Annotated in this window: 16 protein-coding genes and 1 pseudogene; 5 read left to right on the top strand and 12 right to left on the bottom strand. The window is 41.5% G+C overall.

Annotated features, from left to right (window positions below; translation table 11 throughout):
- Positions 1–7: 7 nt before the first annotated feature.
- On the bottom strand, positions 8–2,695 hold the full coding sequence (locus NOS7524_RS26645) for a PAS domain-containing sensor histidine kinase (RefSeq protein WP_015141591.1): 2,688 nt from the start codon (positions 2,693–2,695) through the stop codon (positions 8–10).
- Between the two features lie 577 nt (positions 2,696–3,272).
- On the opposite strand from NOS7524_RS26645, the gene NOS7524_RS26640 reads away from it, so the two are divergent.
- From NOS7524_RS26640 to NOS7524_RS26630, 3 genes are all read left to right on the top strand, one after another.
- The gene (locus NOS7524_RS26640) at positions 3,273–4,829 is read left to right on the top strand and encodes a DEAD/DEAH box helicase family protein (protein ID WP_015141590.1); all 1,557 of its coding nucleotides are present in this window, start codon (positions 3,273–3,275) and stop codon (positions 4,827–4,829) included.
- A complete protein-coding gene (locus NOS7524_RS26635; protein ID WP_015141589.1) occupies positions 4,759–5,973 on the top strand; it encodes a DUF790 family protein in 1,215 nt (404 codons plus the stop codon). Before NOS7524_RS26640 ends, NOS7524_RS26635 begins: the two co-directional genes overlap by 71 nt.
- Before the next feature lie 238 nt (positions 5,974–6,211).
- Positions 6,212–6,493 (top strand): hypothetical protein, encoded by a 282-nt coding sequence (locus NOS7524_RS26630; protein WP_015141588.1) that lies wholly within the window; start codon positions 6,212–6,214, stop codon positions 6,491–6,493.
- A gap of 155 nt (positions 6,494–6,648) precedes the next feature.
- On the opposite strand, the gene NOS7524_RS26625 is transcribed toward NOS7524_RS26630, so the two are convergent.
- Complete coding sequence (locus NOS7524_RS26625) at positions 6,649–9,405, bottom strand: GAF domain-containing sensor histidine kinase (protein ID WP_015141587.1); 2,757 nt, start codon at positions 9,403–9,405, stop codon at positions 6,649–6,651.
- Positions 9,406–9,926: 521 nt separating this feature from the next.
- On the bottom strand, positions 9,927–10,406 hold the full coding sequence (locus NOS7524_RS26620; RefSeq protein WP_041555462.1) for an NADAR family protein: 480 nt from the start codon (positions 10,404–10,406) through the stop codon (positions 9,927–9,929).
- Between the two features lie 291 nt (positions 10,407–10,697).
- On the opposite strand from NOS7524_RS26620, the pseudogene NOS7524_RS26615 reads away from it, so the two are divergent.
- Positions 10,698–10,850, top strand: a pseudogene (locus NOS7524_RS26615) (DUF2243 domain-containing protein); the annotation flags it as partial.
- Positions 10,851–10,982: 132 nt separating this feature from the next.
- On the opposite strand, the gene NOS7524_RS26610 reads toward NOS7524_RS26615, so the two are convergent.
- The 7 genes from NOS7524_RS26610 to NOS7524_RS26580 all read right to left on the bottom strand — a co-directional run bounded on the left by NOS7524_RS26610 (position 10,983) and on the right by NOS7524_RS26580 (position 16,636).
- Positions 10,983–11,771 (bottom strand): ADP-ribosylglycohydrolase family protein, encoded by a 789-nt coding sequence (locus NOS7524_RS26610; RefSeq protein WP_015141585.1) that lies wholly within the window; start codon positions 11,769–11,771, stop codon positions 10,983–10,985.
- 47 nt (positions 11,772–11,818) lie between these two features.
- A complete protein-coding gene (locus tag NOS7524_RS26605; protein WP_041555460.1) occupies positions 11,819–12,061 on the bottom strand; it encodes a hypothetical protein in 243 nt (80 codons plus the stop codon).
- A gap of 31 nt (positions 12,062–12,092) precedes the next feature.
- Positions 12,093–12,971, bottom strand: coding sequence for an MBL fold metallo-hydrolase (locus NOS7524_RS26600; RefSeq protein ID WP_015141584.1), 879 nt, complete (start codon positions 12,969–12,971; stop codon positions 12,093–12,095).
- A 339-nt stretch (positions 12,972–13,310) separates the two neighbouring features.
- Positions 13,311–14,432 carry a geranylgeranyl reductase family protein gene (locus NOS7524_RS26595; RefSeq protein WP_015141583.1) on the bottom strand — a complete coding sequence of 374 codons (1,122 nt, stop codon included), beginning with the start codon at positions 14,430–14,432 and terminating at the stop codon, positions 13,311–13,313.
- Positions 14,433–14,747: 315 nt separating this feature from the next.
- A complete protein-coding gene (gene frr, locus NOS7524_RS26590) occupies positions 14,748–15,296 on the bottom strand; it encodes a ribosome recycling factor (RefSeq protein ID WP_015141582.1) in 549 nt (182 codons plus the stop codon).
- Positions 15,283–16,011, bottom strand: a complete 729-nt coding sequence (pyrH, locus tag NOS7524_RS26585; RefSeq protein WP_015141581.1) for a UMP kinase — start codon at positions 16,009–16,011, stop codon at positions 15,283–15,285. The genes frr and pyrH overlap by 14 nt, the downstream gene beginning before the upstream one ends.
- Before the next feature lie 70 nt (positions 16,012–16,081).
- Positions 16,082–16,636: a thioredoxin family protein gene (locus NOS7524_RS26580; protein ID WP_015141580.1), complete on the bottom strand. Its 555-nt coding sequence runs from the start codon at positions 16,634–16,636 to the stop codon at positions 16,082–16,084.
- Positions 16,637–17,342: 706 nt separating this feature from the next.
- On the opposite strand from NOS7524_RS26580, the gene NOS7524_RS26575 reads away from it, so the two are divergent.
- Positions 17,343–18,263, top strand: a complete 921-nt coding sequence (locus NOS7524_RS26575; RefSeq protein WP_015141579.1) for an alpha/beta fold hydrolase — start codon at positions 17,343–17,345, stop codon at positions 18,261–18,263.
- 119 nt (positions 18,264–18,382) lie between these two features.
- Here the strand turns inward: NOS7524_RS26575 and NOS7524_RS26570 are convergent, their stop codons facing one another.
- Both NOS7524_RS26570 and NOS7524_RS26565 read right to left on the bottom strand, forming a co-directional pair.
- Positions 18,383–18,583: a hypothetical protein gene (locus NOS7524_RS26570; RefSeq protein ID WP_015141578.1), complete on the bottom strand. Its 201-nt coding sequence runs from the start codon at positions 18,581–18,583 to the stop codon at positions 18,383–18,385.
- A 231-nt stretch (positions 18,584–18,814) separates the two neighbouring features.
- The gene (locus NOS7524_RS26565) at positions 18,815–19,054 is read right to left on the bottom strand and encodes a hypothetical protein (protein WP_015141577.1); all 240 of its coding nucleotides are present in this window, start codon (positions 19,052–19,054) and stop codon (positions 18,815–18,817) included.
- Positions 19,055–19,229 lie beyond the last annotated feature (175 nt).

The following is a 19,229-nucleotide window of genomic DNA, read 5'->3' as shown; positions in this document are numbered from 1 at the left end:
CCAATCCCTACTCCCTACTCCCACCAGAAGTTACGATCTTTGACTGCCACTCGGTATGAGCCAGGGCTTTCATCGGGAGATTGACAGTAAAGGTTGTTCCCTGTCCGATGCCAGAACTATTAGCGTAAACTGTACCCCCGTGCAGTTCTACTAAGTGGCGGACAATGGCTAATCCTAATCCTAACCCCCCATGCGATCGCGTGGTGGAGCTATCTGCTTGACGAAAACGCTCAAATACATGGGGCAGAAATTCCGGAGCAATTCCTACCCCTGTATCACTTACCCGAATTTCTATGTAGGAATCCAAGCGATTCAGTTGTAAACTTACACTGCCACCTATGGGTGTAAATTTAACTGCATTGCCCAGTAAATTCCACACTAATTGTTGGAGGCGATTGGCATCACCCATAACTACCCCTACAGTGGGGTCGAATTGCCACTCTAGACAAATTTCTTTAGCATCGGCGGCTGGTCTGACTGTATCAATTGCTGCTTCCACGATGGGGATTAATTCTACTGGCTGGATATTTAGACGGAGTTTGCCCCGAATAATTTGGGACATATCCAAAATATCCTTAATGAGTTGAGCTAGAGAATTGGTGTTGCGGTTGATTGTCTCTAGGGCTTGAGCAGTGGTAGTTTCATCCAATCTACGCCTTGTGAGTAGTTGTGTCCAACCTACCATAGTGTTGAGAGGGGTGCGGAGTTCGTGGGAGAGTGTAGCGAGGAACTCATCTTTCAAGCGGTTAGCAGATTCGGCGGCGGTGCGTGCTGCTTGTTCACGTTCTAGTAATTCTTCGCGTTCTTGCTCTGCTTGTTTGAGTTCACGAAGTGCAGCTTGCTGTTCGCTAATATCGATCATAAACCCATGCAATAATCGTGGTTCTTTGCCATCCCGAACCACATTCACAATGTCGTACAGCCACACAACTTTACCATCAGCCGCCAGCATTCTATACTCAAATTCGTAGTTATCTAGTGTTAGTGATGATTCTTGGCAATATTTAACAGCCCATTCCCGATCTTCTGGGTGGATGTGTTCTTCCCAAAAATTATCAGAGTACCAGTCTGTTGCCGGATAACCGAGGATTTCGACACTTTGGGGGCCGACATAGGTAAAATTACCATTAGTAGCATCCACTTCCCACGGAATCACCCGCACCTTTTCTGTTAGTGTCCGCAGTCTTTCTTCACTATCTTTGAGAGCTTTTTCTGCAAGTTTTTGCTTGGTAATATCTGTGATCAGGGCAACAAACCCTTTAACTTTGTTGTTTTCATCGAACTGGGGAACGTAAGTAGCGTTAGCAATATGATTGGTGCCATCTTGATGGGGTAATGAGACTTCAAACGTTACTTGCTCTCCCAAAAATACTGCTTCTAAATATGGGCTAATTGATTGATAAACCGACTCACTCAGAATTTCTTGAATATGTTTACCATAAGTTTGTGCGGCAGTCAGCCCAAACCATTCTTCATATCTTTGATTGTTAAAGCGAAACCGTTGCTCGGCATCAACATAGGAAATTAACACAGGTACAGCATTGGTAATTAGTCGCAGTTCATCTTCTCTTTGACGCAAGGCAGCTTCTACCCGTTTTTGTTCGCTTAATTCTAGACAGAACGCCACAAACTCCTGTTGAGAATGGAAAGGTTCTGGCAACAAAGCAACACCGACGATGATAGGTACACGACTACCATCTTGGCGGATATATTCTTTTTCAAAAGGAGTAGCAACTCCATGCTTTAATAATTCCGCTATGGCGTAGTTATCTAAGTCTGTGTATTCTGGTGGTGTCATGGCTTGCCAGCACATTTTCCCTGAGCTTAATTCTGCTGGGGTATAGCCAACCATTTTGAGAAAATAATCGTTGGCGTAGTGAATACCACCGTTTAAGTTACCGAAAATTACACCAACAATATTTGATTCTGCTAGCCTGCGAAAACGCTTTTCGCTGTCTTTGAGTGCTTTTTCTGCTAAGACTCGTTGGCTCATGTCTAGCACAAAGCCAATCACCTGTTCTTGATTGGGTTCTAACAAAGCTAAACCTAGAAGCACGGGAACACGACTGCCATCTTTACGAAGGTATTCCGAGTCTAAATGCTGGCACACACCTGTAGTTTGAAGTTCTGCAATGGCGCGATCGCTCATTTCCAAATACTCTGGTGCTGTCATCTGTCGCCAATTAACTCGCTCGGCTAGCAGCTCCTCCTGTGTGTAGCCTACCATTGTTAAAAAAGTGTCGTTTGCCTCAACAATTGCACCGTTAATATCAGCAACAATCACACCAATAATATTGGCTTCCGCTAACCTTTTAAAACGTGCTTCACTAGCTTTTAGCTGCTGCATAGCCACTTCTAGACGCTGTTTAGAAGTGCGTACTTCTGTGTGTAACCAGTTAATCAGTGTAGCCACTAACAGGAATAAACCTAGACGCACCTTGCCATCTAAATCAGCAATATGTAATGAGAAAACTGGTTCAAGGAAAAAGTAGCTGATCCCCAGAATAGACAAACCTGTAGCCACTAACCCTGGTTTGAAGCCACCATACCAGGCACTGACAGCTATGGCCGCAAAAAACATGAGAAAAATAGTTGGTGTCAGTAGTGGCTTAAGTAATAGTGTTAGCAGTAAAGCACTACTAACAGCTAAAAATGCCACAGCGTAGGGTGCAAACCTAGGGCGTATTCCTTTCAAGGTGTCTTCTCCTTTGATGCCTCCAGCTAAAGCATTATTCCCAAAATTTTCTAGAAAATGCGTTCATTCCACACCTATTTTGTCTCTAAAAAATCTGTAAATATTATTTTGACGTGTAAATCTATCTAAAGTAGTAATAGCTAGAAATTGTAAGTATTGGTGTTAAAGTTATAAGCAACATTTATATCACAAAAGTGTGTCAATATCCTGAATTATGATTTTTGTTGGTCTTAAATGAGAATAATTAGAGATTAGAGACTGGTAATTAAAACTATTTCCCTACTACATTTAAAGAATGCTGAGTAAAAAGTGATTTAATTCTCTTCTTATCTTCCTGATTCCAATTTCATACATAATGATGCTCCTGATGAAATCAGCATCATCTAATTTTCAGCCCTGAATATTCATTCACTAAGTAATTGATAGAAATTTGCAGAAGAATTATGCCCTTTTTGCGCTATTAGTAATCAAGGGACTAGCTATCAACTTATCGGCGATGGAGTTCTAGAAATAGAATATCTTCCCAGTCCCCAATCCCCAATCCCCAATCCCCAATCCCCAACCAATCAAACTCTCAATGGTTCGTATTCCGACATTAACTTTTGATCGCGGCACATTAATTTTACATCCCCCACCACGCGGTAAAGCTTGGATGGATTATGCTACATGGGATGATCGAGTAGAGAAGTTCCGCATTCCAGCGATTAGATACCGGGCTGTGGTGGAAGCACTGCAAGCAGAAGCTGTTGATTTTATTGATGAGGCGAAGGAATTTTTTGCGGTGGATTTGGTGGCGAGTTTGGAAATGGAACCCTACCCCCACCAAACAGAGGCGTTAGCAGCTTGGAAACTGGCGGGAAGACAAGGTGTGGTAGTGCTACCGACGGCGGCGGGAAAGACTTATTTGGCGCAGATGGCGATGCAAGCGACACCGCGCACAACCTTAATTGTTGTGCCAACGTTGGATTTAATGCACCAGTGGTATGCACATTTAGTATCGGCGTTTCCTGATGCGGAGGTGGGATTACTAGGAGGTGGTTCGCGGGATAAGTCACCGATTTTGGTAGCGACTTACGATAGTGCCGCCATTCATGCCGAAGCGTTGGGTAATCAATATGCTTTGATTGTCTTTGATGAGTGCCATCACTTACCCACAGATTTTAACAGGGTGATAGCTGAATATGCGATCGCACCCTATCGTTTAGGATTATCAGCGACACCAGAACGCACCGATGGCAAACACGCAGACTTAAATATCTTAATTGGCCCAGAAGTCTATCGCAAACGCGCGGAAGATTTGGCAGGTAAGACTTTAGCTGAACATGAAATTGTGCAAATTAAGGTGAAGTTATCACCACATGAACGGGAAAAATACAACGAGTTAATTCAAATTCGCAATGATTTTTTGCGCCAAGCAAAGATTTCCTTGGGGAGTATCCAAGGCTGGCAGATGTTTGTGCAGATGAGTGCGCGATCGCAAGCTGGACGAAAAGCTATGTTAGCCCATCGTCAAGCCAAAGAAATCGCCTTGGGGACTGATGGTAAATTGCGAATTTTAGCTAGTTTACTCGCCAAACATTACCCGGAACGAGTGTTAATTTTTACTGCTGATAATGCCACGGTTTATAAAATTTCTCAAGATTTATTAATTCCCGCAATTACCCATCAAACACCAGTCAAAGAACGCCACGAAATATTAACTAATTTTCGAGAAGGGGAATATAATACTTTGGTTGCTTCCCATGTGTTGAACGAAGGTGTAGATGTCCCGGCGGCTTCTGTAGCCATTATTTTATCTGGCACTGGCTCAACTAGAGAATATATTCAACGTTTGGGGAGAGTGTTACGTAAGGGCAATATTCAAAATAAACAGGCGATTCTCTACGAAGTGATAGCAGAAGATACCAGTGAAGAAAATACTTCCGCTCGGCGACGGGGAGAGGAGAGGAAAGGGAATTTAAAGGTTGTTTATGGCAGTAATCAGCCAAATATAGCGAAAGCTGCGGAACAATTAGAAATCAATTATGTAGTTGATAATTCATCCGAGAAACATAACCAGGGAAATGCTACCAACAGAACTACTAAGTCATCGCCTAAACGGAGAAGAAATAATTCCCAAAAGACTGAAGATTGATACTAAGAATTTAGAATTAGTCAATGATTTAATTAATTGTTTTCAGTCAACATTAGGTAAAACTCAAGGTGAACTTGAGCGGCAACTTTTAGATTTAGAAGGTGATGCCACAGATTATCGAGTCAAGCGGGGGTTAGCTTATATTATTAAAAGCAATTTCTGCACATTTGAAGTTGTCAGTCCCTTAGAACCACCGATGTTAAGAGAAAGGGTGTTTTCTTTGGCGGCAAAATCTGCCCCTAGTCGAGAATCAACTCAAATGACTTTGGTAAAAATTGCTGATGAATTAACGCAAGAATTAGAAAAAGAAGTCTTACCTGAGCAAGTTCGTGATGGTATCTACGCTGACTTGGCTGAAAATAAAATCTTGACTAATTTTGATGCACCTACAGGAGTTGATATAATTAATCGCTATAACTTATCGCAAGTGCAGGGTATATTTTATAAAGCTAGTCAATTAGTTTTAAATGCTCATCGCAATGTTCCAGGGGAATATAAACTATTATTTCGCTATCTAAAGTTATTTCAATTAATGGCTTATATCGAGGGTGACGCTGATCACGGCTTTACAATTACAGTAGATGGGCCGACGAGTTTATTTAATCCTAGTACACGTTATGGGTTAGCGATCGCCAAACTCATTCCCGCCTTACTTCATGTGACTAAATGGAGTCTAGCCGCCACATTACAAACCCGTGATGTCTACACAGATACTTGGAGAACAGGCAGATTTACCCTCAATTCGGAATGTGGTTTAGTATCTCACTATTCCAAAGGTAAGCCCTACGATAGTATGCTAGAAGCATCCTTTGCTGATAAATGGGATGCTCTCAAAACAGACTGGATATTAGAGCGAGAAGTAGATTTAATTCCCATTCCTGGTAGTGTGATGATTCCCGACTTTCGCTTAGTGCATCCTGATGGCAGAGAATTTTTATTAGAAATTGTTGGCTATTGGCGGCCAGAATATTTACAAAAGAAGTTTTCCCAGGTGCGGCGTTCTGGTTGTGATAATTTGATTTTGGCTATTTCTGAGAGGTTAAATTTAGAAAAGGCAGGAATTAAGTTAGATAATGTGCCAGCGAGGATTATTTGGTTTAAAGATAAATTATTGCCGAAGTCCGTGTTGGCAGTTATAGATTAGCTTTAGATTAACTTATTTTGAGGAAGAATTTTTAGATAAGGTTAACTTATTTGGGATAATTTTACTGCTATTCAGTGCAACGCAAAATATGACTGTTTTTTTTGAGTTACTAAGGTATAATTTGATTTATGACTCGAAATGTTATTCGATACCCAACCTGTACAGCTTACAACTACAGTCGCCTACTCAACGGTAAATATAATTTTACCTAAATAATTAAGTTTAAACGTGATAAACAATGGAAAATGATTCACAGTTAATTCCGGTTTTTGAACAACTATTTAGAGAAAAATTGAAGCTAAATAATTGTAAGGTCAAAAAGAAAAGACAAGAGAATAATTATGAGATTATTACTCCAGCCAAAGATGTTTTTTTGATGTATTGGTGTGAGTTTCCAGAAATTAACTTGGTATATCAGCCTATTGGGGTACGCACACATCAAACTGTAATTTATGAACGTGCGATTCGTTCTCACATTAATTTTTGTGTCAGCAGTATTCAGAATAAATTGCCCTCTTAATCACCATTATTGGGTGAAGATGATCATATCTTTATACCCAGAGAATTATTTACCATAGTTTGGGTTTTTAGAACCCCGGTTTATTGAGCAAATCGGGGTTCTTAGCTCTATTTAGGTGACAGGTGATAGAATTTATATGGCGACTGCTGTATGACTCATAATCCCGCTTTGAGGTCAGCAGGTGATTTTATGGCAGCATTGTCTCTCCTAGCCAGTTTAATAGGGATCTCAATCCAAAACTCTGTACCTTGACCGAGTTCAGAGATACAGTCCATTACTCCACCATGTTTTTCCACCACAATTTGATAACTAATAGCCAATCCTAATCCTGTCCCCTTACCAACTGACTTAGTAGTGAAAAATGGGTCAAAAATGCGCCTTTTTACCTCCTCTGTCATTCCTGAACCATTATCAGCAATGCGAATCAAAAGACGGGATTTATCTAGGGAAAATTGTGTAGAAATGCAAATTCTTGGTGTAATGTCTTGGTTTTGTGGTGCTTGCGCTTCTAGGGCATCAATGGCATTAGCAATTACATTCATGAAGACTTGATTCATCTGTCCGGCATAGCATTCTATCAATGGCAAGTCGCCATAGTCTTTGATTACTTCAATGCCAGAAAAATGACCATTGGGTTTGAGTCGATGTTGCAAAATCAATAAGGTGTTGTTAATACCTTCATGGATGTCAACAAATTTATTTTCAGCCTCATCTAGACGAGAAAAATTACGTAATGACAAAACTATAGAGCGGATGCGATCGGCACCCACCTGCATAGAAGAGATAATTTTAGGTAAATCTTCAACTACAAAATCTAAATCTAGTTCTGCCAATGCTTGGGAAATTTCACTATGGGGCAGAGGATAGTATGTTTGATAGAGGATTAAAAGTTTTAATAATTGTTGGGTGTATTCGCTGGCATGGCAGAGGTTGCCGTGGATAAAGCTGACAGGGTTGTTAATTTCATGGGCTACACCGGCGACTAACTGCCCCAAGCTGGACATTTTTTCATGCTGAATCAATTTTGTTTGGGTTTCTTGGAGTTGTAGCAAAGCCTGTTCTAACTGTGAGGCTTTAGCTTTGGCTTCAACTTCAGCTAGACGACTTTGTTCGTAAAGTTGTGCTTGATAAATGGCGATCGCCGCTTGATCTGCTAATTGTTGTAACAGATCAATCTCTACATCTTGCCAATGTCTAGGTGCATCACACTGATGAGCAATTAGTAATCCCCAGAGTTGTTTACCCATATTGATGGGAACAATCAAGTTAGCTTGTACTTGTAAGCTTTGCAAAAACTCTTGATGACAAGCACTAAGAGATTCTGTCATCACATTGTGGATTGTTCTGACTCTACCCTGGCGGTAAAGATGTGCATACTGATCAGGAAAGCATCCCAAGGGCATTTTCAAGCCTAAAACCGAAACCCAATTACCATTTACTTCTTCTACAACTACCTCACCATCAAACTCATCCAACATTTGGTAAATCACTACTCGATCAGAATTTAATAGGGAGCGCACCTGTCTGACAATGGTTTGTAGAGTAGTTTTAAAATCCAAGGTACTACGCATCTGCTCGGTTACTTGCTTGAGTACCTTGGTAATTAAGAATGATTTCTCTAATTCGGCGGTTTGTTCTTGAACTTGACGTTGTAAGTCAGTGTTGAGTGCTTGTATTTGTTGGTTAGTTTGTCGCTGTTGAATAGCGATCGCAAAGTCAGATGCTATGGCTTGAGCTAAAGAAATGTCTTCTTCGCTCCATTGGGGTGCTTGTCCTTGTTTTTGTTCCCGCCACACCTCAAAGGAAAGTTGCGGTAGCCGTTGTCGTTGATTCTGTTCACATCTACCAGCCCAAAGAATTTCTGTGTCAAATTCCGGGCGAAAAATGCTGATCACTCCGATTAATTCGTGGCGATAATGTAGGGATATAATCAACATTCCCCGAATGCGTGTGGATTCAAACGCCGCACCTAACAACCGCAACCGAGCATCTTGATCAAGATCAGCAATTGCCCAAACATTACCCGGTTGAGACTCAGCTATCCAGTTACGCCATACAGGATGCTGTTCTATGTTGGCTGATGTGTCAGTTATCAGTGGCTGTTCACCCCAGGTATAAATTTCTTGAGCTTTTTCCAGATACAATCTGCCACCTATGCCACCTAAAGCATGAATAGTTAATTCTAAAGCTGGTAGTAATTTGATGTGAGATTGTTTGTGTAGCAGGGTACTGACTTGGTTAATCATGACTTCGCGCTGTTGTTTAGCACGAGTTGCGGCGAGTAGGTTGCTTTGCGCGATCGCGATCGCTAATTGATCAGTAATTTGCTGAACTAATTTCAGTTCCCGCCTTAAAATTGTCCGTGGTTGACTGTGGTGTGATACCAACAATCCCCATAGTTCGGGCTGAGTTGATGGTTGTTGCAAATCACACAAGACAATCGGCACTACCAACGAGGACTGCACACCCATTGCTTGCAAGTATTGTAAGTGACATGGGTCTACTTGCCTATAGTAAAGATTCTCATTTAATCGGGGTTTGGCTGTTGTCGGTGATTGTAGTGACGATAATCCAATCTGCCCGCTCAACACATCCACGATTGAGCGTTGGCGAGTCAAGAGAAACATTTCTCTTGCTGCTGGTGGGATATCATCAGCAGGGAAATGTAAACCCAATAAAGATGGTAGACGCTGTTGATGAATCGATTCGGCGATGACTTCACCGCTACCATCGCGATCAAATCGATATACCATTACCCGATCTGTAGCCAAAAAGCTGCGAATTTCTGCAACTGTGGCTGCTAAGATTTCATGAAGTTCGAGCGATCGCCTCATCCGGTTGGTGATCCGATGCCATAAACTTTCTTGCTCGAAAACTGGCGGCAAACTATCTGGTTGATCAGTAAATGTCATTACCTAGCACACCTACACATGAGCAAATGTTTTGTAGCACCTAAACTGAATGGTAATTACTATCTGTTTAGCTAGATTCTGCACGTAGATAATTTTAAAAACTTTATTAAGACTTGATTGAAGTTTAACTTATTAAAATTGCTATGAATTCAGTAGAAATATCTAAATTAGACATTTTTAAAATATTTTGATATTGAGTAAAAACAGAGATAGGACTAAACATTAATTACAAGTAATCAAAAATTGAGTAATTTTACCTGAAATACTCTCTATGAAACCTCTTCAGCTTCATGAATTAGCCTTTTTATCAGTTGCATTTAAGTAAGTTATTTAATTGCATATTTTTTCATAATGAATTGTTGATTATCTTGGCAGAAGCAATTCATCAAAACGTATGCTTTAATTTTTATACACTTATTATTAACGCTTAAAAGCAAGTATAAACATTGCAATATATCAAAGATAATATGAATTAAAAACCCCAAATTCCATCAAAGTCACCACCCCTACACCCCTATTGCCTATTGCCTGTCCCGTAATTTCACTGACAATGGCTGTAGCTGACGTATATCTTCCCGTACACTCATGAGAATCTTACCGAGATGGTTTTGTCCAGTTTTATCTGTCCCACAACCCCAAAAATAATCAGTCGGTGAATTCTCTACTAAAACTTCATTGCCTGTACTCAGCAAAATTTCTCTGATATCGGCATGAGTGAGAAACTTTGTAAAGACTGCTTCTCGCATGACTTGGGTTTTGACTACATCCCAATCTGGTCGCAATTGGCGGCTGCTACATCGTCCTAAAGCTGCTGCTTCTTCTGGGGTTTGAGCCGCCCTGATCAGGGGGATGATGACTGCATCTACGCTACCAACAAACTTTTGTGCTTGATAGTAATGCTCTACCGTTGACCAGTAAGTCCCCTGGATTTCAATGTAGTGAGGAGAAAAGTTAGAAAAACAGCCATAGGGCTGCCAAACTTTATAAAAGTAAATGGTCATTTGAAATTTCTCTTTTATATATATTTCTATAATGCCTGTAGATGTGGGCAGGAAGTGATCAACTGAAGATTGAAAAGAAGGCAGAAGGCAGGAGGCAGGAGGCAGAAGGAAAGAATTTGGTGGGGGTCTGAATCCCCCACCAAATAAGTACCACTGAATCATTCGCGCAGCGTCTCGTAGAGAACATTTCAGTGGGGGACTCAAACCCTTGCTTCCTTCCGGTCGCCAGAAGGCTTGTGCATCAGACAGAAGGTAAACATAAAAGCCTTCTGCCCTCTGCCTCCTGCCTTTCTTGTTGATCATGAAATTTTGGGTATCCATCATGTGAAACCAGGGCCAAATCAATTAGCTTGGGATCTAGGTTTTTTGGCGTTGGGTGCGTTGCTGGTTGTCATGGGGTGGATAATGCTACAAAAGGGTGAGTTAGAAGGCAATAGGCAATAGTCCAGGAGACGGGAAAAATAAAACTAAGCCACTCCAAAATCTTTCCCGATGGTTTCATTTCTCTTAGGGAGTGGGGCAGATAAGGGAGAGCAGGGGAGCAGAGGGAAAAATCCAATGCCCAATGCCCATTTTCTATAAACAATATTTATACAAAAACTTCTCTGTAATGTTATGTAGGTGTTCATCGAGATGAGATAAGGTGTGTTCTGCGATCGCTTTGGGGACGCTGCCATAATATGCTTGAGCAATACCTCCTGTAATACAAGCAATGGTATCGCTATCGCCACCAATGGAAATGGCATTGCGAATGGCATCTTCAAAATTGGTTGATTCTAGAAAAGCGATAATTGCTTGGGGGACAGAACCCGAACAAGTTGCATCATATTGATATGTGGGGCGAATTTCCTCTAAGGTGCGTTCTAGGTTATAACCAAAAGTAGCCTGAATATAAGACTTAATCCCGGCTTGATCATGACCTGTACGAGCCAGAAAAATAGCGGCAGCTGTGGCTTGTGCGCCTTTGATGCCTTCAGGATGGTTATGGGTAACTTCTGCGCTGCGTTGGGCTTGTTGTAATACAGTCTCTAAGTCATCGAAGGCAAAACCAATAGGACTAACGCGCATGGCTGCACCGTTGCCAAAGCTGTTGTATGGTTGGCGATGATGAGATTTAGCCCAGTTGCTAAAATTACGACCGTACCCCGCATACTGGTAACAACTGTAGTACCACTTGAATTGATCAATGTATTTACTACTTGGGGGAACTGGTTCAGTATGAAGAATGACATCTGCTACCGCTACTGTTAATACTGTGTCGTCAGTGAAGCGGCTTTGTCTATCAAATAGGGGAAAATTTTTAGTTTTAATACTTTTGCCTTCATAGACTGAACCAATGATGTCACCTGCGATCGCACCCAGCATAATTTTTGATGTGGTTGTAATATATTAGGCTTGTTTTTCCAGGCGAACTACAGCACTATATTGGGTATACCTTTAAGCGATCGCTTGCTCTTGTCTAGAAGGACATTACCTTCCGTCCAATGGACTTGCAAGTTACCTGCTGGAATTGGTGCTGTATAAATTCGTCCTGACAACTCACCTAATTGATTCTTGAGAATTACTTTACCACCATCTTTAAAACCTAAATTCGCCGTATCTTGAGGATTTATTAAAATTGCATCTGTAAAGTCACAAGTTTGAACACTTAGCACTAACTATTTCTTGGTGGCACCTGATTACTTATTAACTCTCTGGGGATTCCATTAACTCAATACACTTGTGCATCTGCTGACGCATGGTATCAACATCAGCGTGGAATCTCCGCCCGTGTCCTGGTAACACCCACTCAAAGGTGTAATTAGCCAACTGACGCATCGATTTAATCTGTTCTGTCCAGGAATACCAGCAGTAATCACGGAATGCAGCCAACTGATGCAACCTTTCTGACCAAGCGAGATGATCACCTGTAAACAGAAACTTATTTTTGTAAAGTAAAACTGTGTGTCCTTTGGTATGGCCAGGAACGGGAATAATTAATAAATCTGGCTGCAACACAAATGCTTCCGAACCCGTTAACTGTATTTCTACATTGTGAGTACCCGCAGAAATATCATCAGCATGAAGAATGCGATCGCACTGAAAATGTTCAGCAAATTTCTGATGATCTGCCACATCATCTTGATGGCTTAAATACATATAACGAATTCCCCCCATTGCTTCTATCTGCTTGACTAAAGGTGGCGCAAACCGGGGAGAATCCACCAATATATTTCCTTCTGCACGTTGAATTAAATAGCTAGCCGCACCATAGGATTTTTCCGAATGATAGCCGCAATGATAAACGTTTTCGTCTACTATAATGGGAAAACTTTGTTGAATAATTTTGATATCTTTGGGCTTTTCAACGGTGCCAATTGAGCTAGTAGGACAAGCTAAAAGGGCTTGAAGTGCAGCTATTCTTTCTACTTCGTTCGTTGGTTGATGATACACTGCCGATTGTTCATCAACACGATAAAATACTTCCGGAGTCATCCAGCGACAAGTATCACAATCAATACAGGTACTATCTACATAAAAATCGCCGTTGACATTTTGGGGGCGACGAAGATTTAAATTAGCCATCTTATACCTCTACTTGCCTAGCTAACCCCTATATCACCACGTTAGCAAACGTCTCTTGAGACTATCAGCATCGTTAGAAGTAAATCTCTCATCTCAATTTTTATGAGAATTTTGGCAAGATTGATCAATAGACATCTCCAGAAATTAAATATGCGTTTTCCAAAAAAGAATGTAGAGACGTTCCATGGGTAGGGATTCTCGTCTCTACAATGTTTCTGGATATGTCTAATATAGTTAATAGCCATTAATTACTCCCAACTAATGACTATTAACTCTAATTTATTTTGAATTTTGTTCGCCCTTGGCGTTCCCGTAGGGTATTTTGAATTTTGAATTGATTCATCCCCTAAATCCAGGAATTAAACGCTTAAGTGCGCGTCCACCAACCTGACTATAAGATAGTTCACCGCACAAAACTTGCCCCATGACTTTTGTGCTAGATGGACGCTTGATACCAGCTTGATAACCGATGCCAGGAAAGCGATAAAATGCTCCAGCTAATTTTTGCGCCCAAGCCATTTCTGAACCCCATTGTTCATGAATGATCTCAGTGTATTGTTCTAAAGCATTGATATCACCAGCCAGTGCTTGATCAATCATCCTGGCTGCTACTAAACCGCTAAAAATGGAGGGACGAATACCTTCTGCTGTCATGGGGTCAACTACGCAAGCAGCTTCACCAGCCAAAACAGCATTTTGAGTATGCAGCTTTTGATTGCCATCCCATAGGCAAAGAGGATGACCATATTGCTGACTATTTTTCACATCTACATCAAATGATTGGGCATACTCAGCCACAATTTTCTTAAAGTCTTGGGGTTCACCACCAATAAAAGTGCCTACACCAATTGAATAACCATCAGCTTTAGGAAAGTTCCAGATATAGCCGTTTTTTACTAAACCAAATTCAAAGTGAATTGTAGATTTATCTGCCACATCAGCCGCAACTTCTGCTTCTAACGCCCCTGCTAGGCGGCGTTTACGGTCTTTAAAGCCTAACCATTTTGCCATAGGTCCCTTAGCACCATCGGCAGCGATTAGATAGCGCCCTGTAACGGGGCCATTAACTGTATTTACCTGCCAGCGATCGCTTTGAAATTCAATACCTGTGACTTCTGTGTTGTCGCGCAGTTCCGCACCATGTTTTTGTGCTTGCTGCACTAAAAAATGGTCAAAAATATCTCGTCGCACCATCCAGACTGGTTCTTTAGTTTCGATTTTTGCTTCTACTGGATCATCTAATTTCCAGGTAAAGCGAATCGAGTCTACTTTGACAGATATGGCTGGGGTAAAGTCAAAGTCAAACCAGTCAGCGATCGCTGGAGACACACCACCACCACAGGGTTTATATCTAGGTAGGGATGCCTTTTCTAAAACTAATACTGACCGGCCTGTTTTGGCTAAATGATATGCAGCTGTTCCGCCTGCTGGCCCAGCACCAACAATGATGGTGTCGTACATAATTGAAAATTCAAAATGAAAGAGGGATTGGGGATTGGGGATTGGGGACTGGGGATTGGGGATTGGGGACTGGGGACTGGGGATTGGGGATTGGGGACTGGGGATTGGGGATTGGGGATTGGGGTAAAAACTCCTCCGCTCCCCTGCTCCCCTGCTCCCCTGCTCCCCTGCTCCCCCTACACCCCCTTGCCACCCAGAAAAAAGGGAAAGTTTCAAGGGAAAAAGCACGTTACTTTTACCTTTCCCCTTTGCCCTTTCCCGCGTCCATCAATTACAGAAAACACTGTTCCCTGTAACCTGTAACCTGTCGCCTATCTAGACAGTGGTAATGTCTTTTTCTTTTTCTGCCAGTAACTCGTCGATTTTAGTGGTGTACTGGTTGGTCAGTTTTTGTAGTTTATCTTGTTGGTCTTTGGATTCGTCCTCAGAGAGTTCTGAGGCTTTCTCTTGTTTGCGAATGGAATCTAGGGCATCCCGGCGGATGTTGCGAATCCCTACGCGACCTTCTTCAGCGTACTTAGCCGCCAGTTTGACAAATTCTTTTCGGCGATCGCTGGTTAAGGGTGGTATATTCAACCGAATCACAGAACCGTCGTTGCTGGGTGTTAAACCAACATCCGACATGGAAATCGCCTTCTCAATCAGGCTCAAACTGCCTTTGTCGTAGGGTTGAATCAGAATGGTTGTGGCATCTGGCGTACTGATATTGGCCAGAGATTTTAAGGGTGTGGGTGAACCGTAGTATTCTACTGAGACTTTATCTAACAAACTCGCATTGGCGCGACCAGTGCGAATTGTATTAAAAGCGTGTTGAGTCGCTTCAACGGTTTTTTGCATTTTACTTTGAGCTTCATCTAATTTCACAAGAACCTCCCACAAGGGTACCGATAGATTCTCCTAAAACTGCGCGGCGAATGTTGCCTCGCACTGTTAGGTCAAACACAAGAATGGGGATGTTGTTTTCTTTGCACAAGGCGATCGCGGTACTATCCATCACCCGCAAATCGTTCGCTAAAACATGAGCGTAGGTGAGACTGGTGTACCGTTTAGCGTTAGGATTAATTTTGGGGTCAGCATCGTATATGCCATCTACCTTGGTGGCTTTAAAAATCACTTCTGCATCAATTTCTGCGGCTCTTAATGCGGCTGTAGTATCTGTGGTGAAAAACGGGTTGCCAGAACCAGCACCAAAAATAACCACCCGTCCTTTTTCAAGATGACGGATGGCTCTACGGCGAATATATGGTTCTGCTAGTTCCTGCATGGCGATCGCCGTTTGTACCCGCGTCTGCACTCCTATCCGTTCTAGCGAATCTTGCAGCGTCATAGCATTCATTACCGTGGCAATCATCCCAATGTAGTCAGCAGTTGCTCTATCCATCCCCGCCGACGCTGCTTTCACGCCACGAAAAATATTGCCGCCGCCTACGACGATGGCAATTTGAACGCCAGTGGCTATCACCTCTGCTACTTCTTGTGCTATCTCTTCGACCACTTCTGGATCAATACCATAGCCCATGTTGCCCATTAAGGCTTCACCGCTCAGTTTAAGTAAAACCCGTCGGTAATTCGTTCCCATGAAGTCACGCTTTATCAAAAAAGTTGCAATTGCCTCCAATTTAAGATAGCAGTAGAGTGACTACCTATGTCTAGATGCGCCAAATTAATGAAGTGCCTGCTGGTTCCGTCTCAGTTATGGATATTTCTTCACCTTGAACCCAAGCTGCGATCGCATTTCTGAGATAGTCTTTACCTGTAGACAATGGCTTTTGAGGATGATTGTCAATCTGTCCTCTATATCGCAATATACCACGACTATCGATCAGGAAGGCCATCGGTGTTTTAGTAGCGCCAAAGCTACGACTCACTTCTTGTGTTGAATCCCATAAGTAAGGAAAATTCAACTGGTGAGCCTCAGCAAAGACTTTCATTTTTTCTAAGGTTGACCCCGGACACTCGGTGTTATCACTGCCATTTATCCCAATCAGTGTGAATCCGTCTGCTATAAATTCCCTTTGAATATCTTTTAATCTGTTGAGATATAAATTTACATAAGGGCAGTGGTTACACATCGAAATGACACCTAATGCACGGAATTTCTCTAAATAACGACTGAGATGGTGTACTTGATTGTCAATTCCTGGCAGTTCAAAATCTGGTGCATAGCCACCGACGGGAGTATCAATTACTTCTAGTCTAGTCATCTTCGTTCACTGGAAGGCACTAGCGACAAAAACATAGGTGGAATTTTGCGTCACTTTGCAGTTGCAAATCACCCTGAGCAGATGCTGAATATTCAATATATCCTAGAAACAAATTTCAACCTCGTACATTGTAAAACTACTGAAATTACCATCCTGTTAGTTGCATTACCTGATGCCATTCATCGCTAGTTTTTTCTAGAGCTAGTGAAGGCTGATTAACAGTTCCTCTCATAAAAGTTATGCAGTTAATATAGTCACTTAATTAACATATTAATCCAGTATTCCATAACAGTCCGCTTCGATTTTGCGAGTTACTTGCGTAGGCAAGGAGTAAGAAATAGGAAGTAGGGAAAAGACCTCTTCAATTTGTACCTAGCTCCGCAAAAATCCCATAGAAGGGTTTATGCCAATATACAAAATGTAGCTTTTAGAGAAAATTTAAAAATCATCCTAGATTTATCTCTATCGTTAGTATAAGAATTTAATACGAAGTAAATTTTTGAGGCTAATGTCCTGAAAAAGTTATGTATCAAGGGAGGAAAGAAGTATATATATGGAGATGTGGCTGTCTTGATGAGTGTGTAATGCGATCGCATGGTTAACTATCTTATAAATTTTCCTTAAAAGTAAAATAAGAAAGGATATATATCATAAGTTATTTGGCTACTGGGTTTTTGATTTTTTCTTAAGGTATTTGTTTATTCCCATGACTAATTCTAAAATTGACTTTAATTCTACAAAAACCTGGATTTGGCAAGGCTTCCCCATTTGCTATCAAACACAAGGAAATACTGGCCCTGCTGTTATTTTAGTACATGGCTTTGGTGCTTCTTGGCTACACTGGCGAAAAAACATACCTGTGTTAGCACAGAATTGTCGTGTTTATGCCATTGACTTAATTGGTTTTGGTAGTTCAGCCAAACCCCAACCAGACACAGAAATCGCCTATACATTAGAAACTTGGGGACAGCAGGTAGCAGATTTTTGTCGTGAAGTGGTAGGTGAACCGGCATTTTTAGTAGGCAATTCGATTGGCTGCATTGTAGCCATGCAAGCCGCAGTGAGTAACCCAGATATTGCTTTAGGTGTTTCCTTGCTTAACTGCTCTTTACGATTGTTGCACGATCGCAAACGCGAAACCTTACCTTGGTCGCGTCGTTTTGGCGCACCCGTACTGCAACGAGTCTTATCAGTCAAAGCAATAGGCAAGTTCTTTTTTAATCAAGTTGCTCAACCAAAAACAGTCCGCAAAATTTTGCTGCAAGCTTATGCTGACGCTGGCGCAGTTACAGATGAATTGGTGGATATTCTCACAGCACCAGCCAGTGATCCTGGAGCTTTTGCCGTCTTCTTAGCATTTACTTCTTATTCTCAAGGACCTCTACCAGAAGACCTTTTACCTCAACTACCTTGTCCGGCAATGATTTTATGGGGAACAGCCGACCCGTGGGAACCTGTAGATTTAGGTAGAGAGTTAGCCAATTATCCCCAAGTCTTGAAATTTATACCATTAGAAGGCGTAGGTCATTGTCCTCAAGATGAAGCACCTGATTTAGTCAACCCGCTTTTACAAGACTGGATTTGGGAACGCGTTAGGGTATCGGAGTCTAGAAAACTGAACGCATAATTCCCAATCAATTGACAGCAAAAAACAAGTCTGATGTGTTTTATCTGCATTATCGCAGATATACAATCAAGACTTGTGATCATGGATTTATCTAAGCCATACGCTTTAGCGAATGACCTCTAATAACAACCATGTTTACCATATTTATGGTGACGGCGACCCCAACCACCGAAACGGCGACGACGGCCCCAACCACCATAACCACCATAACCGTAACTAGGACAACCCCAACCACCACCGCAGGCTCCACCGGCTAGTTGCTGTTGTTCTTGTGCGGATAATTCTACAATTACATCAGATGAAAGAATTTGATTTGTCATAGTTATTGACCTCATTTTCGTAGAAATATTTTAGGTAGTACCTATCAAGAAAAATTTCTTGATAGGTGTAAATTCATGACTAACTTCTTCAGTTAAGCCATCTAAAACACAGCATCAATTAGGCAAAAATATTTCTGTTCCGTTGATTTAACTTGTTCAAGGAACACAGGAGGCTTGCCAAACTCGCTCAAAATGCGATCCAGTCATATTGAGTGAGCTCAAAAAATTACATTACTCCTCCATGTCATCATCCGGTTCTGCACCGTTTCCGCATTGGAAAAATGGTGTTGCTGTTATTCTGTAACAGAGAATCGAACTTAATCCACCGGCTTGATCAACAGGTGGTGTTGGAGATGTATCCTCGGAGTCAACGCAAGGACAGGTCTTTTTTCCTTTTCCGCCAGCGAGAAGTTGCTGTTCATCTGTGGATAAATCCACTAATAAATCGGATGTAATTGTTGGAATAAACATGATCATTTACCTCACTTACGTTACTAGGTGTTAGTCACCTATGTTTTATTTATAAACTGATAATTTACTAAATAAATTAGTCTTCAGTCATAAATATATTTCTAGTAATATCTGTCTTTGGATATTTATTTTCGTTTGAATATTTACAATTTTATTCATTTGAATATTTACAATT

Origin of the sequence: Nostoc sp. PCC 7524 (genome assembly GCF_000316645.1) — a bacterium.
Taxonomy (GTDB): domain Bacteria; phylum Cyanobacteriota; class Cyanobacteriia; order Cyanobacteriales; family Nostocaceae; genus Trichormus.
The sequence above is the reverse complement of the archived record's forward strand: the minus strand, read 5'-3'. Positions and strand labels throughout refer to the sequence as shown.

Bases quoted from the DNA above. Each gene is read 5' to 3' on its own strand.
- pyrH (WP_015141581.1), bottom strand. From the start codon at position 16,011: ATGGGAACGAATTACCGACGGGTTTTACTTAAACTGAGCGGTGAAGCC.
- NOS7524_RS26575 (WP_015141579.1), top strand. From the start codon at position 17,343: ATGACTAATTCTAAAATTGACTTTAATTCTACAAAAACCTGGATTTGG.
- NOS7524_RS26570 (WP_015141578.1), bottom strand. From the start codon at position 18,583: ATGACAAATCAAATTCTTTCATCTGATGTAATTGTAGAATTATCCGCA.
- NOS7524_RS26565 (WP_015141577.1), bottom strand. From the start codon at position 19,054: ATGTTTATTCCAACAATTACATCCGATTTATTAGTGGATTTATCCACA.
- NOS7524_RS26630 (WP_015141588.1), top strand. From the start codon at position 6,212: ATGGAAAATGATTCACAGTTAATTCCGGTTTTTGAACAACTATTTAGA.
- NOS7524_RS26600 (WP_015141584.1), bottom strand. From the start codon at position 12,971: ATGGCTAATTTAAATCTTCGTCGCCCCCAAAATGTCAACGGCGATTTT.
- NOS7524_RS26580 (WP_015141580.1), bottom strand. From the start codon at position 16,636: ATGACTAGACTAGAAGTAATTGATACTCCCGTCGGTGGCTATGCACCA.
- NOS7524_RS26620 (WP_041555462.1), bottom strand. From the start codon at position 10,406: ATGACCATTTACTTTTATAAAGTTTGGCAGCCCTATGGCTGTTTTTCT.
- NOS7524_RS26640 (WP_015141590.1), top strand. From the start codon at position 3,273: ATGGTTCGTATTCCGACATTAACTTTTGATCGCGGCACATTAATTTTA.
- NOS7524_RS26635 (WP_015141589.1), top strand. From the start codon at position 4,759: ATGCTACCAACAGAACTACTAAGTCATCGCCTAAACGGAGAAGAAATA.
- NOS7524_RS26595 (WP_015141583.1), bottom strand. From the start codon at position 14,432: ATGTACGACACCATCATTGTTGGTGCTGGGCCAGCAGGCGGAACAGCT.
- NOS7524_RS26610 (WP_015141585.1), bottom strand. From the start codon at position 11,771: ATGCTGGGTGCGATCGCAGGTGACATCATTGGTTCAGTCTATGAAGGC.
- NOS7524_RS26625 (WP_015141587.1), bottom strand. From the start codon at position 9,405: ATGACATTTACTGATCAACCAGATAGTTTGCCGCCAGTTTTCGAGCAA.